This is a genomic window from Allobranchiibius sp. GilTou73, from assembly GCF_021391335.1.
GTDB classification, from domain to species: domain Bacteria; phylum Actinomycetota; class Actinomycetes; order Actinomycetales; family Dermatophilaceae; genus Allobranchiibius; species Allobranchiibius huperziae.
Map to the genome: position 1 here is coordinate 113,278 of NZ_CP090051.1, position 15,281 is coordinate 128,558.

The 15,281-nt window shown below is 70.3% G+C and carries 13 protein-coding genes and 1 pseudogene; 8 read left to right on the top strand and 6 right to left on the bottom strand.

The features are described from left to right. Positions 1 to 156: 156 nt before the first annotated feature. Together groL and LVQ62_RS00565 are read right to left on the bottom strand one after the other, a co-directional pair. On the bottom strand, positions 157 to 1,785 hold the full coding sequence (gene groL, locus LVQ62_RS00560; RefSeq protein WP_179478932.1) for a chaperonin GroEL: 1,629 nt from the start codon (positions 1,783 to 1,785) through the stop codon (positions 157 to 159). A 248-nt stretch (positions 1,786 to 2,033) separates the two neighbouring features. Beyond that, complete coding sequence (locus LVQ62_RS00565) at positions 2,034 to 2,339, bottom strand: DUF3263 domain-containing protein (protein ID WP_179478930.1); 306 nt, start codon at positions 2,337 to 2,339, stop codon at positions 2,034 to 2,036. 163 nt (positions 2,340 to 2,502) lie between these two features. Here LVQ62_RS00565 and LVQ62_RS00570 point away from each other — a divergent pair, with 163 nt between their 5' ends. After that, positions 2,503 to 2,706 carry a CopG family transcriptional regulator gene (locus tag LVQ62_RS00570; protein ID WP_233763618.1) on the top strand — a complete coding sequence of 68 codons (204 nt, stop codon included), beginning with the start codon at positions 2,503 to 2,505 and terminating at the stop codon, positions 2,704 to 2,706. A 2-nt stretch (positions 2,707 to 2,708) separates the two neighbouring features. Continuing rightward, on the top strand, positions 2,709 to 3,422 hold the full coding sequence (locus tag LVQ62_RS00575; protein ID WP_233763619.1) for a VOC family protein: 714 nt from the start codon (positions 2,709 to 2,711) through the stop codon (positions 3,420 to 3,422). 128 nt (positions 3,423 to 3,550) lie between these two features. On the opposite strand, the gene LVQ62_RS00580 is transcribed toward LVQ62_RS00575, so the two are convergent. Next, on the bottom strand, positions 3,551 to 4,894 hold the full coding sequence (locus LVQ62_RS00580) for a pyridoxal-dependent decarboxylase (RefSeq protein WP_233763623.1): 1,344 nt from the start codon (positions 4,892 to 4,894) through the stop codon (positions 3,551 to 3,553). A gap of 57 nt (positions 4,895 to 4,951) precedes the next feature. Between LVQ62_RS00580 and LVQ62_RS00585 the strand changes: the two are divergent. From LVQ62_RS00585 to LVQ62_RS00610, 6 genes and pseudogenes are all read left to right on the top strand, one after another. After that, a pseudogene (locus LVQ62_RS00585) lies at positions 4,952 to 5,628 on the top strand (uracil-DNA glycosylase). Further along, entirely contained in the window at positions 5,625 to 6,416 is a 792-nt protein-coding gene (locus LVQ62_RS00590) for an SGNH/GDSL hydrolase family protein (RefSeq protein ID WP_233763625.1), read from the top strand. The pseudogene LVQ62_RS00585 and the gene LVQ62_RS00590 overlap by 4 nt, the downstream one beginning before the upstream one ends. A gap of 52 nt (positions 6,417 to 6,468) precedes the next feature. Further along, positions 6,469 to 6,981 (top strand): PadR family transcriptional regulator, encoded by a 513-nt coding sequence (locus LVQ62_RS00595; protein ID WP_233763627.1) that lies wholly within the window; start codon positions 6,469 to 6,471, stop codon positions 6,979 to 6,981. A gap of 82 nt (positions 6,982 to 7,063) precedes the next feature. Next, positions 7,064 to 7,999 carry a substrate-binding domain-containing protein gene (locus tag LVQ62_RS00600; RefSeq protein WP_233763644.1) on the top strand — a complete coding sequence of 312 codons (936 nt, stop codon included), beginning with the start codon at positions 7,064 to 7,066 and terminating at the stop codon, positions 7,997 to 7,999. An 85-nt stretch (positions 8,000 to 8,084) separates the two neighbouring features. Beyond that, positions 8,085 to 9,854: an ATP-binding cassette domain-containing protein gene (locus LVQ62_RS00605; protein WP_233763646.1), complete on the top strand. Its 1,770-nt coding sequence runs from the start codon at positions 8,085 to 8,087 to the stop codon at positions 9,852 to 9,854. Further along, positions 9,851 to 11,128: a hydroxyacid-oxoacid transhydrogenase gene (locus tag LVQ62_RS00610; protein WP_233763648.1), complete on the top strand. Its 1,278-nt coding sequence runs from the start codon at positions 9,851 to 9,853 to the stop codon at positions 11,126 to 11,128. Before LVQ62_RS00605 ends, LVQ62_RS00610 begins: the two co-directional genes overlap by 4 nt. Before the next feature lie 25 nt (positions 11,129 to 11,153). On the opposite strand, the gene LVQ62_RS00615 is transcribed toward LVQ62_RS00610, so the two are convergent. The 3 genes from LVQ62_RS00615 to LVQ62_RS00625 form a co-directional block, all read right to left on the bottom strand. Continuing rightward, the gene (locus LVQ62_RS00615; RefSeq protein ID WP_233763650.1) at positions 11,154 to 12,263 is read right to left on the bottom strand and encodes a low specificity L-threonine aldolase; all 1,110 of its coding nucleotides are present in this window, start codon (positions 12,261 to 12,263) and stop codon (positions 11,154 to 11,156) included. Between the two features lie 82 nt (positions 12,264 to 12,345). Continuing rightward, entirely contained in the window at positions 12,346 to 13,035 is a 690-nt protein-coding gene (locus LVQ62_RS00620) for an SDR family NAD(P)-dependent oxidoreductase (protein WP_233763652.1), read from the bottom strand. Continuing rightward, a complete protein-coding gene (locus LVQ62_RS00625; RefSeq protein ID WP_233763654.1) occupies positions 13,032 to 15,179 on the bottom strand; it encodes a DUF6421 family protein in 2,148 nt (715 codons plus the stop codon). The genes LVQ62_RS00620 and LVQ62_RS00625 overlap by 4 nt, the downstream gene beginning before the upstream one ends. Positions 15,180 to 15,281 lie beyond the last annotated feature (102 nt).

Below are 15,281 nucleotides of genomic sequence, written 5' to 3' on the forward strand. Positions count from 1 at the left end.
TGCGTGGTTCGCTTGCGTGGTTCGCGGAGTGGTCAGTCGGAGACTGGTCCGTATCGGTTCAGCTCAGAAGCTGTTCCTTCTGGGTTTCTGCCCCAGCCACTCCACTGCGGCCGCGGACTCGCTTCGCTCGCCCGCAACCTTCGTTGCGCGGCTGGGTCAGAAACCCATGCCACCCATCTCGTCGCCGCCACCCGGCGCCGCCGGCACGTTCTTCTCCGGCTTGTCGGCGATGACCGCTTCGGTGGTGAGGAAGAGCGCGGCGATCGACGCGGCGTTCTGCAACGCCGAGCGGGTCACCTTGGCCGGGTCGATGATGCCGGTGGCGACCATGTCGACGTACTCGCCGGTCGCGGCGTTCAGGCCCTCACCGGAGGGCAGGTTGCGCACCTTCTCGACCACGACGCCGGGCTCGAGCCCCGCGTTCGAGGCGATCTGCTTCAGCGGAGCCTCGGCGGCCACCTTGACGATGTTCGCACCCGTGGCCTCGTCACCCTCGAGCTTGAGTCCACCCCACGCGGCGTCGGTCGCCTGCAGCAGTGCGACGCCACCACCGGCGACGATGCCCTCTTCGACGGCAGCCTTCGCGTTGCGGACAGCGTCCTCGATGCGGTGCTTGCGCTCCTTCAGCTCGACCTCGGTCGCAGCGCCCGCCTTGATGACGGCCACGCCACCGGCGAGCTTCGCGAGGCGCTCCTGAAGCTTCTCGCGGTCGTAGTCGGAGTCGGAGTTCTCGATCTCGGCGCGGATCTGGCTGACGCGACCGGCGATCTGGTCGGTGTCACCCGCACCCTCGACGATGGTCGTCTCGTCCTTGGTGACGACCACGCGACGCGCGGTGCCCAGCAGGTCCAGCTCCGCGGTGTCGAGCTTGAGGCCGACCTCCTCGGAGATGACCTGACCACCGGTGAGGATGGCGATGTCGCCGAGCATGGCCTTGCGACGGTCACCGAAACCGGGGGCCTTGACGGCAACCGACTTGAAGGTGCCACGGATCTTGTTGACCACCAGGGTCGACAGCGCCTCGCCGTCGACGTCCTCGGCGATGATCATCAGCGGCTTGCCGGACTGCATGACCTTCTCCAGCAGCGGCAGCAGGTCCTTGATGCTGGAGATCTTGGAGTTGACGACCAGGATGTACGGGTCGTCCAGCACCGTCTCCATGCGCTCGGTGTCGGTCACCATGTAGCCGGAGATGTAGCCCTTGTCGAAGCGCATGCCTTCGGTGAGCTCGAGCTCGAGCCCGAAGGTGTTGCTCTCCTCGACGGTGATGACGCCTTCCTTGCCGACCTTGTCCATCGCCTCGGCGATGAGCTCGCCGATCTGCGGGTCGGCGGCCGAGATGGAGGCGGTAGCAGCGATCTGCTCCTTGGTCTCGATCTCCTTGGCCTGGCTCAGCAGCGATGCGGACACCGCGGCCACGGCGGCCTCGATGCCGCGCTTGAGGGCCATCGGGTTCGCGCCGGCGGCGACGTTGCGCAGCCCCTCGCGGACCATGGCCTGGGCCAGCACGGTCGCCGTCGTCGTACCGTCACCGGCGACGTCGTCGGTCTTCTTGGCGACCTCCTTGACCAGCTCGGCGCCGATCTTCTCGTAGGGGTCCTCGAGCTCGATCTCCTTGGCGATGCTGACGCCGTCGTTGGTGATCGTGGGGGCTCCCCACTTCTTCTCGAGCACCACGTTGCGGCCCTTGGGGCCGAGTGTGACGCGCACGGCGTCGGCGAGGATGTTCATGCCCCGCTCGAGGCCGCGGCGGGCCTCTTCGTCGAATGCAATGGTCTTGGCCATCTGCGTGGTCCTCCCACAGTGCGTACCGAAGCTGGCCGTACGACGCCCGCGACGGACGAGCCGCGCCTGCCCGGGTGTACGGATACCCGGCGGTGAGCGGCACTCGTCGGACGGCCACTGTCTGTCACTCTCATGGCGAGAGTGCTAACAGCATTATTGGCACTCGCCGCCCCCGAGTGCAAACGGCTGGGGCCCCGCGGATCGCACCGGATGGGAGGCCGGACCTCAGGCCCGGCGGCTGGAGGGGGTCAGGCCTTCTCGCCCTGGTCGAACCCGAGTCGACGAGCGGTGCGCTGGCGCATCCGGCCGGCCCGCAGCCGCTGCAGTCGCTTGACCAGCATGGCGTCGTACGCGAGGGCGCCCGGGGTGTCGATCAGGGAGTTCAGCGCCTGGTAGTAGCGCGTGGAGCTGAGGTCGAACGTCTCGCGGATGGCCTGCTCCTTGGAGCCCTGCAGCTTCCACCAGGTGCGCTCGAAGTCCAGGATGCGACGGTCGCGATCGGACAGATCACTGGTGCGGTCGGCCCCCTGGACCTGCGCGTCGGCGACGCTCATGGGCAACCTTTCAGCCGTCGAGATGAACAGCCTCGACTATAGGAGCGAATCACACCCTTGTCATTCCGCTGCGGCGTGCCGTGACGGATGAGCCGGATGGGGCGATCCTCGACCATCTCGGCGACCCCTTCCCACTCGCTTGCTATCTTGCTAGCATACTGTCATGACAGCTCGCGACTCCTCCTCCAAGGTGCAGTTCAACGTCTACCTCCCGCCCGACCTCGTGACCCGGGTGAAGCACCGGGCCGTCGACGAGGGCAGCAGCCTGTCCACCCTCGTCTCACGTGCGCTCACCGACTACCTCGACGGCGACACCCCCGACCACCCCGGCACGCCCACGAGCACGTCCACCGAAAGGGAGTCATGACCATGCCTCTGACCGTCGCCGCCATCCGCTACACCGACGACCTGCCGGCCATGCGGGAGTTCCTCGAGGTGCTCGGCCTCTCCCCCGCCGTCACGTCGTCCGGCTGGGTCGATCTGCACGCGGGTGCGGGCCGGGTCTGGTTGCATTCCGCCGGCGACGCGGACTCCCCGAGCGCCGCCGGTCAGACGAATCTGTGTTTCGAATCCTCGGACCTGATCGGCCTGGCCGAGCGACTCGGCACGACGTACGTCGATGAGACCTTCGGCGCATCGCTGATGATCACCGATCCGCTGGGTGACGAGGTGCAGATCAACTCGGTGCACGCCGACACCTACGGCTACCGGACGCACGAACCGACGCCCGACGCCTCGACCTGCGTGGTGGCGGTCCGTTTCACCGATCCCGCCGGCCCCTACGTGCGGTTCCTCCGGACGCTGGGGCTCGAGCGCTCGATGAGCGCGGCGGACGGCACGTACGCGCAGTTCTCCGCGGGGACGGGCGCGGTGGGCCTGCACGTCGGCGACGGCACCTCCCTCACCGGCAGGTCCGGCGCTCTGGTGAGCCTGTGCCTGACCACGGCGCGCGACCTCGACACGGTCGCGAAGGACCTACAGGACCACGGCTACGCGGACGCGACCGTCACCCACGCGGACGACTCGCGGTCGGTCCACGTGACCGACCCGGACGGGCAACAGCTGCAGATCCGCGCCGCCTGAGGCGATCCGACGGCGAAGCCAAAGCGTCGGCGTGGCCGGTTTGCGTCTGCGGCCAGGGCTGCAGCACTGGCCGCAGAGGCAGAACCCGCACCGACGAACGTCCGCGCGCCGCGGGAGGTCCGGGCAGGTCAGGCCATCGAGTCGAGGATCGCGGTGATGTCGTCCTCGCTGGTGAGCGGGTTGACGATCGCGAAGCGCGCGAGCGTCTCCCCGTCGTGCGAGGTGGGCACCACGAACCCCTCCTGGCGCTCCAGCAGACCGTCGGACCAGCGGTGGTAGTCCGCGGGCTCCCAGCCGAGCCGGCGGAAGACCAGGATCGACAGGTCGGCGTGGCGCACGACCTCGAGGTAGTCGCGCGAGATCACCTGCGCCTCGGCGAACCGGGTCACCTCCAGGGTGCGCTCGATCGCCGCGCTGTACTTCTGCGTGCCGTTCGCGACCAGGGAGAACCAGAACGGCAGACCCCGCGCGCGCCGGGTGAGCCCCACCGAGTAGTCCGTGGGGTTCCAGTCCGGCGCGTCGGTGAGGACGTCGAGGTACGACGCGTGCTGGGTGTGCGCGGCCCGGGCCAGCGCCGGGTCGCGGTAGAGCAGCGCGCAGCAGTCGAACGGCGCGAAGAGCCACTTGTGCGGGTCGACGATGAAGGAGTCGCAGCGCTCGATGCCGGCGTATTTGGGCCGGACGCTGGGCGCGGCGAGCCCGGCGCCGCCGTACGCGCCGTCGCAGTGGAACCAGATGCCGAACTCCTCGCACACCGCGGCGACCGACTCCAGGTCGTCGATGATGCCGAAGTTGGTGGTTCCGCAGGTCGCCACGACGGCGAAGAACGATTCCGGCCCCTCGTCGATGAGCACCTCGCGCAGCGCCTCACCGGTCAGCCGCAGGTCGTCGCCGACCTGCACCTGCACCAGTTCGGCGTCCATGACCCGGCAGGCCGACGCGATGGAGGAGTGCGATCCGACGGTCGCGGCTACGCGGAACGGTCGGGCACCGCTGCGTACGCGGGCGGTCTCGCGGGCGGTGACCAGCGCGGAGAGGTTGCCGATCGTGCCGCCCTGCACGAAGGAGCCGCCGGCGCCCTCGGGCAGACCGACGAGGTCGGCGATCCAGCGCAGGGCCTGGTTCTCTGCATAGACGGCGCCCGCCCCCTCGAGCCATGAACCCGCGTAGATGGACGAGGCCCCCACGACCAGGTCGAACATCGCGGCCTCGCGCGTCGGCGCGCACGGGATGAAGGACAAATAACGCGGGTGGTCGGTCGACAGGCACGCCAGCGAGAGCTCCTCGGCGAAGAGGCGCAGCGCCTCCTGGCCGCCGATGCCCTTCTCCGTCAACGCCTCCCCGGCCACAGCGTCCAGCTGCTCCTTGGTCCGCGGACCGTCGAGAGGGACCGGGTCGAGCGCGAGTCGCTCCGCGGCGTACTCGAGGATCGACTTGCCCAGGTCCTGCGTGTATTCGTCGTAGCCGTGCACGACCGCGAGTGTAGGTGCCAGGCCGGCCGCGCCACATGGGCGTCGTAGGTTGGCCGTATGCCGACCGCGCCGCTGCCCGAGCTCGTCCACCCGAGCTGGGCCGGCGCCCTCGAGCCGGTCGCCGACACGATCAGCGCGTGCGGAGCCTTCCTGCGCGCCGAGCTGGCCGCCGGACGTGGCTACCTTCCCGCCGGCGACAGGGTGCTGCGCGCGTTCGGGCAGCCGCTGGACGAGGTCAAGGTGCTCATCGTCGGACAGGACCCCTATCCGACGCCCGGCCACGCGGTCGGCCTGTCCTTCTCGGTCGCACCGGACGTGCGCCCGGTGCCCCGCAGTCTCGCCAACATCTACACCGAGCTGAGCAGCGACCTCGGCGTCCCGACCCCCGGCAACGGCGACCTGTCACCGTGGGCCGAGCGCGGGGTGCTGCTGCTCAACAGGGTCTTGACCGTGCAGCCCGGCAAGCCCGCCAGCCACCGCGGCCACGGCTGGGAGGAGGTCACGGCGCGCGCCATCGACGCCCTCGTCGCGCGCGACCAGCCGCTGGTCGCGATCCTCTGGGGCCGAGACGCCCGCTCGCTGGTGCCCCGCCTCGGCAGCACGCCGTACGTCGAGAGCGCGCACCCCTCCCCCTGTCCGCACGCAACGGCTTCTTCGGCTCCCGCCCGTTCAGTCGCGCGAATACCCTGCTCACCGAGCAGGGTGGCGCCCCCGTGGATTGGAGCTTGGCATGACATGGCATCGGTACGTCGCGATCGGGGACTCCTTCACCGAGGGGGTCGGCGACCCGGACCCGGCGCGCCCGGAGTCCTACATCGGCTGGGCCGACCGCCTCGCCGGGCAGCTGGCCAAGCAGAACAGCGACCGCCGCACCGACTTCGACTACGCCAACCTCGCGATCCGCGGACGGCTGCTGGCCGACGTGGTGGGGCCGCAGCTCGACGCCGCGCTGCCCCTCGAACCCGACCTGCTGTCGATGATCGGCGGCGGGAACGACATCCTGCGCCCCCGGGCCGACCTGGACGACATCGCCGACCGGATCGAGGCGGCCGTCATGCGGGCCCGGACCGCGGGCGCGGACGTCCTGCTGGCCACGCTGGCCGATCCCGCGCAGGCGCCGGTCATCAAGGCCGCCCGCCCGAGGATCGCGGCACACAACGCCAACCTGTGGGGTATAGCGCAGCGCACCGAGGCGTACGTGCTCGACATCTGGTCGATGCGGTCGCTGCGGGACGCGCGGATGTGGTCACCGGATCGGTTGCACCTGGCGACCGAGGGCCACCGTCGGGTCGCCCTGCAGGCCGGCTGGACCCTGGGCGTCATCGAGGGCGAGCGCGAGTGGGCCGCGGCGCTGCCCGCCGGGCCTGTCCTGTCGCGCGCCCACATCGCCCACGAGAACGCCGCCTGGGCGAAGGACTACCTGGCGCCCTGGGTGCAGCGGCGGTTGAAGGGCCGAAGCTCCGGCGACGACCTGCTGCCCAAGCAGCCCGAACCGCGCCGGCTCACGTCGCGGAACGACTGAGCGTCCCGCCGTTTCGGCGACCGCCCGCACGATGCCGCCCAGCCACCCACCGATGAGCCCCGCGGCGTACGCCGTGCTGGGCGCGATCGCGCAGGGGCCCACCCACGGTTTCGCGATCGCCCGGCGGTTGCAGCCCACCGGCGACCTGGGACGGGTGTGGAGTCTCACCCGGCCCCTGGTCTACCGCGAGCTCGCCCGACTGATCGAACGCGACCTGGTGCGCGAGCGGGCCGGCGAGCCGGGCGACCGCGGCCCGCGGCGCACCATCGTCGACATCACCGCGGCCGGGCAGGTCGAGACCGAGCGCTGGCTGGCGGAGCCGGTCGAACGGGTACGCGACTTCCGGTCGATGTTCCTGCTCAAGCTGGCCCTGATCGACGGCGCCGGGGCCGACCCGCGTCCGCTCGCCCGGGCACAGCGCACGAGATTCACCGAACGGGTGGCGCAGATCGAGCAGGAACTGGAGCAGAGCGTGGGTTTCGATCGCCGGGTCGTGGTGTGGCGGCTGCTGTCGACCCGGGTGGCGATCGACTTCCTCGACACGATCCTCGGCGAACCGGCGTAGTAGTCGCACCTTGACTACCGAATGGGACAGGATGGTCCCGTCGCGCGCACGCGCTGTCGTCGTCCACCGGAAGGCACCACCCATGAAGCGCCTGCTCGGCAGTCTGGTCCTCGTGACCCTCGGTACCTGCGCCACCGCCGGATGCGGCGGTGGGTCGTCCTCGCCGGGCTCGTCCTCGGCCGGCGCATCCGGGTCCGGCTCCAGCTCGAGCAGTGCGTCCACCACGACTTCGTCCACGTCGCCCGCCAAGGGCACCGGGAGCGTCGACGTGCTCTACGCCGGGTCGCTGGTGAAGCTGATGGAGGACAAGATCGGGCCGGGATTCAAGGCCGGTACCGGGTATTCGTTCAGTGGCTTCTCCGCGGGGTCGACCGCCCTGGCGAGCCAGATCAAGGGCAAGGTGCGCCGGGGCGACGTCTTCGTGAGCGCCAGCCCGAAGGCCGACCAGTCACTGATGGGCACCGCCAACGGCGACTGGGTGAGCTGGTACGTCACCTTCGGCTCCTCCAAGCTCGTCCTCGGCATCAACCCCAAGAGCAGGTTCGCGAGCGCCCTCAAGACCGAGCCCTGGTACGACGTGATCACCCAGCCCGGTTTCAAGGTCGGCTTCACCGACCCCAAGACCGATCCGAAGGGCAAGCTCACCGCGCAGGCGCTGAGCGACGACGCGAAGGCCCATCCGGCTCTGTCGAAGGTCGCTTCGTCCACCTCCGACGTCTTCCCCGAGGAGACCCTGGTCGCGAATCTGCAGTCGGGGCAGCTGGACGCGGGCTTCTTCTACACCAGCGAGGCCAAGACGGCCGGCATCCAGACGGTCCCGCTGACCGGGACCGACCTGAAGGCGAGCTACACGGTCACGGTGTTGAAGGGCGCGCCGAACGCCGCGGGTGCCGCGGCGTTCGTGAAGTATCTGCTGGGATCGCAGGCACAGGCGATCTTCAAGGCCGCGGCGTTCACCGTGACCTCGCCGCCCAAGGTCACCGGCACACCGCCCGCAGGTCTGCTGCCCAGCAGTTGAGGAGCACCCCGTAGCCCACCGTCGCGCCACGACGCGCAGCAGCCCGCTGAGGTATCTCGGCGGGCTGCTGGCGCTCTATCTGCTCGTGCCGCTGGTCTACTTCGCTTGGCGCTTCGCGACCTCCGGCGACCGTGGATTCGGCGAGTCGGGGCTGTGGGCGGCGGCGCGTACGTCGGTCGTGAGCGCCAGCATCAGCACCGTCATCGTCCTGCTGCTCGGGGTGCCGCTCGCGCACTGGCTCGCGACGTCGACCGGCGCGTTCGCACGCGTGGTGACGGTCGTCGTCCAACTGCCGCTCGCGCTGCCGCCGGTGATGAGCGGCATCGTGCTGATCTACCTGGTCGGGCCCTACACCTGGCTTGGCACGCATGTCAGCGGCGGGCTCACCGGCACCACGGCCGGAGTGGTGATCGCGCAGACCTTCGTCGCCGCCCCGTTCCTGATCATCGCGGCACGGTCGGCCTTCGCGGAGCGGGACCCCGCGCTCGACGACCTGGCAGCCACCCTCGGTCACGGCGCGCTCGCTCGCTTCCTCAAGGTGGATCTGCCGTTGGCCGCGGGCGGGATCCGAGCGGGTGCGGTGCTGACCTGGCTGCGAGCGCTGGGCGAGTACGGCGCCACGGTGCTACTCGCCTACCACCCGTACACGCTGCCCGTCTTCACCTCGGTGCAGTTCTCGGCCACCGGTCTGCCCACCACCCAGGCACCGACCGCCCTCGCGCTCGGCATCGCGGTCGTCGGCCTCCTGCTCGCCGGTCTCCGCCTCCCCCGGCGCCGACACCGCGCCCGGGTCCCCGCGCCCGTGCACCCGCAGGCCGCCGCACGGGTGCCCGTCGGTTTCGCCCTGCGACAGCGGATGGGCGACTTCGACCTCCGGCTCGCCCATCGGGCGGGCAGCGACCGGCTGGCCGTGCTCGGACCTTCCGGGTCGGGAAAAACCCTCACCTTGAAGGCGATTGCCGGACTGAACGCCGCACCCGGCGACGAAGTGGACTTCGCGGGGGACGCGGTCGCACAGGTGCCCGCCCAACTGCGCGGCGTCGGCTACGTCCCGCAGAACCGTGGCCTCTTCCCCCATCTGACCGTGTGGGAGCACGCGACGTTCGGGGTGCGCGCGGACCCGGCGCTGGCCGCGTGGTGGCTGCAGACACTCGGGCTGGACCAGCTGCTCGACCGCCGCCCGCAGGAGCTCTCCGGCGGGGAACGCCAGCGGGTGAGCCTCGCGGCGGCGCTGAGCCAGAACCCTCGCGTCGTGCTGCTCGACGAACCGTTCTCCGCGCTGGACGTACCCGTGCGCGCCGGCCTGCAGACGACCGTGCGACGTCTGCAGCGCGAGAGCGGGCTGTCCACCGTGCTGGTCACGCACGACCCGGTCGAGGCGGCGCTGCTCGCGGACGAGGTGCTGGTCATCGCGGACGGCAAGCTGCTGCAGGCAGGTCCCGTCACCGAGGTCTACCGGCGCCCGGCATCACCGACCGTGGCGCGGCTGGTCGGCATCCCGGACGTCGCGGTGGGCCGGCTCACGGCCGGCGGGGCGTTGCGGGCAGGGGGTTGCGAATTCCTCGTGACGACAGGGCTACCGGCCGATACGCCGGTGACGTGGTGCGTGCGCCCGCAGGACGTCGTGCTCCGCCCGGACGGCGAGCATCATGCAGTCGTCGAGGACGCTGCCGACCTCGGATCCCACATCGCGGTGACCCTGCGGCTCGGGGACGACGTCCTCCTCGCCGCCACGGCCCGCGACCTGTCGCAGGTACCGGTCGGCGGCACCTGCCGCTTCGACGTCGACCCGGCACGCGTCGTCGTATGGGCCGATCAGGGCGCCGCCGCGGGCGACGACATACTGGCGAAATGAGCGATGCCCGCGAGACCGTCTTCACCTACGCCGCACCGCACCTGAAGCTCGGCCCGGGGGCATCGCGCGAAGTGGGCTACGACCTGGCGGCGCAAGGAGCGCGGAGGGTCCTGGTCGTCACCGACAAGGGCGTCGCCGCCACGGGCGCGCCCGGACACGTCGCCGACTCGCTGCGCGAGGCGGGCGTGCAGGTCGAGGTGTACGACGGGTCCCACGTCGAGCCGACCGACGAGAGCCTTGCGGCTGCTGTGGATTGGGCGCGCGAGCATGGACCGTGGGACGCCTTCGTGGCCGTCGGCGGTGGCTCCAGCATCGACACCGCCAAGGCCGTCAACCTGCTCACCACCAACTCCGGCGAGCTGATGGACTACGTCAACGCGCCGGTCGGGAAGGGCGCCGACCCGATGCGGCCTCTCAAGCCGCTGGTCGCCGTGCCCACCACGACGGGCACCGGGTCGGAGAGCACCACCATCTGCGTACTCGACGTGCTCTCCCAGCACGTGAAGACCGGCATCAGCCACGTCTCGCTGCGCCCGACCACCGCCGTGGTCGACCCCGACCTCACCGTCAGCCAGCCGCCGATGGTCACCGCGTGCTCGGGCATGGACATCCTTTGCCACGCGCTGGAGAGCTACACGGCCAAGCCGTACACGTCGTTCGCGGCGAAGCAACCGAGCGAGCGGGTGCCCTACTGCGGCGCCAACCCGGTCGCCGACATGTGGGCCGAGAAGTCCCTCACTCTGATGGCGGGCTCGTTCCGGCGCGCCGTGCAGGACGGGTCGGACAAGGACGCGCGCTTCGACATGGCGCTCGCGGCGACGTTCGCCGGCATGGGCTTCGGCAACGCGGGCGTGCACATCCCGCACGCGAACGCCTACCCCATCGCCGGGAGGGTGCGCGACTACCGGCCCGCCGACTACCCGCAGGACGCCGCGATGGTGCCGCACGGGATGTCGGTGTCGCTGACGGCGCCCGCGGCGTTCCGCTTCACGTACGACGCGTCACCCGATCGGCACCTGCGGGCGGCAGCCCTGCTCGCACCCGACGCGCCGCGCGCCGACGACCCTCGCGACCAGTTGCCCTCGGTGCTGGCAGACCTCATGCGCGCCATCGGCATGCCGAACGGCGTTGCGGCGATCGGCTACTCGGCCTCCGACTTCGACGACCTCGTCGAGGGGACGATGAAACAGCAGCGGCTGCTCGCCACCGCACCCAAGGACGTCACCGAGCAGGACATCCACGACGTCTTCGCGGGGTCGCTGAACCTCTGGTGACCCCGGCCCGCTCTCACCGAGCGGGTCAGCGCGCGATGCTCGTCTCGCTCGTCGCGCTCGTCATCTCGGCGCGGATCGCCGCGGCGAACGTCTCGATGTCGTCCTCCGTGGTGTCGAAGGAGCACATCCAGCGCACCTCGCCGACGCCTTCGTCCCAGAAGTAGAAGTGGAAACGCTCCATCAGCCGCTCGCTGACGTCGTGCGGCAGGATCGCGAAGACGGCGTTCGCCTGCACCGGCCGGGGCACCTGCACGCCGGGGATGTCGCGCACCCGCTCCGCGAGCAGCCGGGCCATCGAGTTGGCATGCGAGGCGTTGCGCAGGTAGAGATCGCCGGACAGCAGCGCCTCGAGCTGGGTGGAGATGAAACGCATCTTCGACGCCAGCTGCATCGACTGCTTGCGCAGGTACTTCATGCCGGTGACGACGTCCGGGTTGAGGACCAGCACGGCCTCGCCGACCATGAGACCGTTCTTCGTGCCGCCGAACGACACGATGTCCACGCCGGTGTCGGTGATCATCTCCTTGAAGGAGACGCCCAGCGACGCGGCGGCGTTGGACAGGCGGGACCCGTCCACGTGCAGCACCCACCCGCGGGAGTGCACGTGCTCGGCGATGGCGGCGATCTCGTCAACGGCGTACGCGGTGCCCAGCTCGGTCGTCTGCGTGATGGAGACGACCTTGGTCTGCGCGTGGTGCTCGTCGTTGAGCCGGATGGCCACGGTGTCGATCAGGGCGGGGGTGAACTTGCCGTCCGGGGTGGACACGGTCATCAGCTTCAGCCCGCCCATCCGCTCGGGCGCCGCGCACTCGTCGACGTGGATGTGCGCAGTGGAGGTGCAGATCACCGACTCCCACCGCTGCGTGACCGACTGCAGCGCAACGACATTCGCACCGGTGCCGTTGAAGACAGGGAACGCCTCGACGCGCGGGCCGAAGTGCTCGCGGAAGACCTCCTGCAAGCGAGCTGTGTAGACGTCGTCGCCGTACGACGTCTGATGGCCGCCGTTCGCGCGGATGATGGCGGCGAGCACCTCGGGATGCACCCCCGAGTAGTTGTCGCTCGCGAATCCGCGCTCGGCGCGGTCGTGCAGGATCGGCAGGCTCACGGTCGGCCACCTTTCATCGAGTGGCATACCAACTGCTCGAGTGGCATACCTGTGCGGGGTGCACCCGAAACATATGTATGCCACTCGGGGCTGGTCAGGGCGGGGGCCTTCAGAGGATCGCGCCGTTGACCTCTGCGGCCGGGGAGTCCCACAGCGAGATCAGCTGCGCCGCGACGTCGTCCACGTCCCGGTAGTTCTTGAACGCCGCGTCGGGACGCGCCTCGCGCATCGCCGGGGTGAGCAGCGCCATCACGCGTACGACGCTCGCGGCGGCCCGCGTGCCGCTGAACGAGTCGGCCACGGCGAGGGTCCACGCCTCGGAGGCGGCCTTCGCGGCGGCGTACGACGCGTTCTTGGCCCGCGGGCGCGCCACTCCGGTGGAGGAGACGATCGCGAGCCGCCCGCGGGGGCTGTCCCGGATCGGGTCGTGCAGCGCCCGGGACGCGTGCTGCAGAGTCTGGATCAACGACGCGTGCAGCACGTCCCAGTCGGTGAGGTCCGACTCGACGATGCCCTTGCCGCCGCGCCACCCGCCGACCAGGTGCAGCAGCCCGTCGACCCGGCCGTACTGCTCGACCAACTCATGGCCCCACGCCAGCGTCGCCTGCTCGTCGGCCAGGTCGACCGTGCTCGGGCTCACCGATCCCTCGGTGGCAGAGGCGAGTTCGACCAGCGCGGTCTCGTCACGGCCGGCCGCCACCACATGGGCACCGGCGCCGGCCGCGCGACGTACGACGGCCGGTCCGAGCGCACCGGTGGCGCCCGTGACCACGATCACGAGCTGGGAGAGATCCGTCATGCGACCCGCACCGCAGGTGCCGGAGCAGCACCGGCAGCGTCATCCGCGGTCGCCGCGGTGATGCCCGCGGTCGAGGCGATGACCGGCGTCATCTTCTTGCGCAGCGCCTCGTAGAAGACGTTGAGCGGGAACTCGTCGGGCTGCACGGCGTCGGTCAGCGGCTTGAGCGGACCGTCGAGCGGCAGCGCCGCGGCGCCCTTCGCCCAGGTCGAGGCCGGGTGCGGCGCGACGTACCGCGCCACGAACTCGTGCGACGCGAGCCAGTGGCCGACCCGCGACCGGTCGATGCCCGCGCGGTAGAGGTGCTCGACCTCGTCGCACAGCTCGATGACCACCTCGGGCACGCGGCGCCAGTCGAAGGACAGCTTGTTGTCGGTCCAGCGAAGCGCGTCGTGCTTGTGCAGGTAGGCGAAGAGCAGCTGCCCGCCGAGCCCGTCGTAGTTGCGCACCCGGTCACCGGTGATCGGGAAGCGGAAGATGCGGTCGAAGACGATTGCGAGCTGCACCGACCGGGCGTACGGCTGACCCGCCGCCTCCAGCTTGACCGCCTGCCGGAAGGTGTTGAGGTCGCAGCGCAGCTCCTCCAGCGCGTACATCCAGAACGGCATCCGCTGCTTGATCATGAACGGGTCGAACGGCAGGTCGCCGTGGCTGTGGGTGCGGTCGTGGATCAGGTCCCACATGGCGAAGGTGCTCTGAGCCAGGTCCTGCGACGCGATGAGCCGCTCGGCGTCCGGCGGCAGTTGCAGCGACAGCAGCGCCGAGGCCTCGCGGACGACGCGGCGGAACCGCGCGCCCTCGCGATCGCAGAAGATGCCGCCCCAGTTGAACTTCGGGATCTCCCGCACCGCGACGGTCTCGGGGAAGAGCACGGCCGAGTTGGTGTCGTAACCCGGAGTGAAGTCGATGAAGTTCATCGCAAGGAACATCGGGTTGTCGTACGACGCCTCGACCCACGCCAGCCAGTCCGGCCACGCCACCCACAGCAGGACGGCCTCGAAGACGCGGTCGGGGTTGCCGTTCTGGGTGTACATGGGGAAGAGCACGAGGTGCTCGACGCCGTCCGCGCGGTGCTGGTCCGGGCGGAACAGCATGAGGGAGTCCAGGAAGTCCGGCACGCCGAAGCCGCCGTCGACCCAGGCGTCCAGGTCGCGCGGCAGCGCCGCGAGGTAGGCGGCGTCGTGCGGGAATCGCGGCGCCAGCGCAGCGATCTCGCGCTTCATCACGTCGACCAGGTCGGCGGCGCGCGTGTGGTCGTGCGCCGCGCCGTCGATGGACCCGTCCTTGGACTGCAGGAGGCGCAGCTCCTGCACCGCGTCCTTCAACCGCAGCCATTCGGCCGAGGTCTCGACGCCCGAGCCCTGGTGCCGCGTCTCGTGGGTGCGCCGACCGGCCGCCCAGGTGACGGCGTTCGTCCAGAACTGCCCGTGGTCGAGCTCGCCGATCGAGTCGTCGCCCATGATGTCGGAGTCGGCGAGTAGGACGACCCGGCCCGCGCCGTACGACGCGGTCACGACCAGCGCCTCCTCCGCCGGGTACGCCGTGGGGCTCGTGCGCGCGAGCACCTGCACGTCGGCGCCGGGCTCGATGTCGATGACGCCACTGCGGTAGAAGCACAGCTCGTCGACGCCGGCGAGCAGGCCCTGGCCCTTGGTGCCGGCCAGGTCGGCGAGCACCCAGGTGGCGTTGCCCAGGTGGCGGTGGCCGCCGTCGGCGGACTCGTGCACCACGGTGCTGCGGACGCTGACGCCGAAGTGCGCGAGCAGGTCGTTGACGTTGTTGCCGTGGACGTCCTGGTCGCAGTCGGCCAGGACGACGAGACCGCCGCCGGCGCGCACGAACTGCAGGATCGCGTCCAGCTCGGACTGCTCGAAGGCCGCGGGCAGGCTGCCGGCGACCCGCTCGGAGCGTCCGTCGGCAGGGTGGGCGATGACGTAGACGTCGGCGGTGTCGAGGCTCGAGGCGCTGACCCGGCCATCGTGCCTCGCGGCGACCTCGAAGCCGCGGGCGCGCAGCGTCGCCGCGGCGCGCTCCAGGCTGGCGTCGTCGGGGTTCGCGGGATTGATCACCGCAGCGAGCCCGCGATCCAGCGCCCAGGCACTGGAATGCTCCTGCTCGACCAGAACCTTCGGAAAGACAGCCACCACGTCTCCTTGCATCACTATTTCCTGTCGAGCGAAGGTTAGGCGAGATTATTTCCTGCCGCAAGACGGGATGTGGGGCGCGCCACACGCCGTTCCGGACGC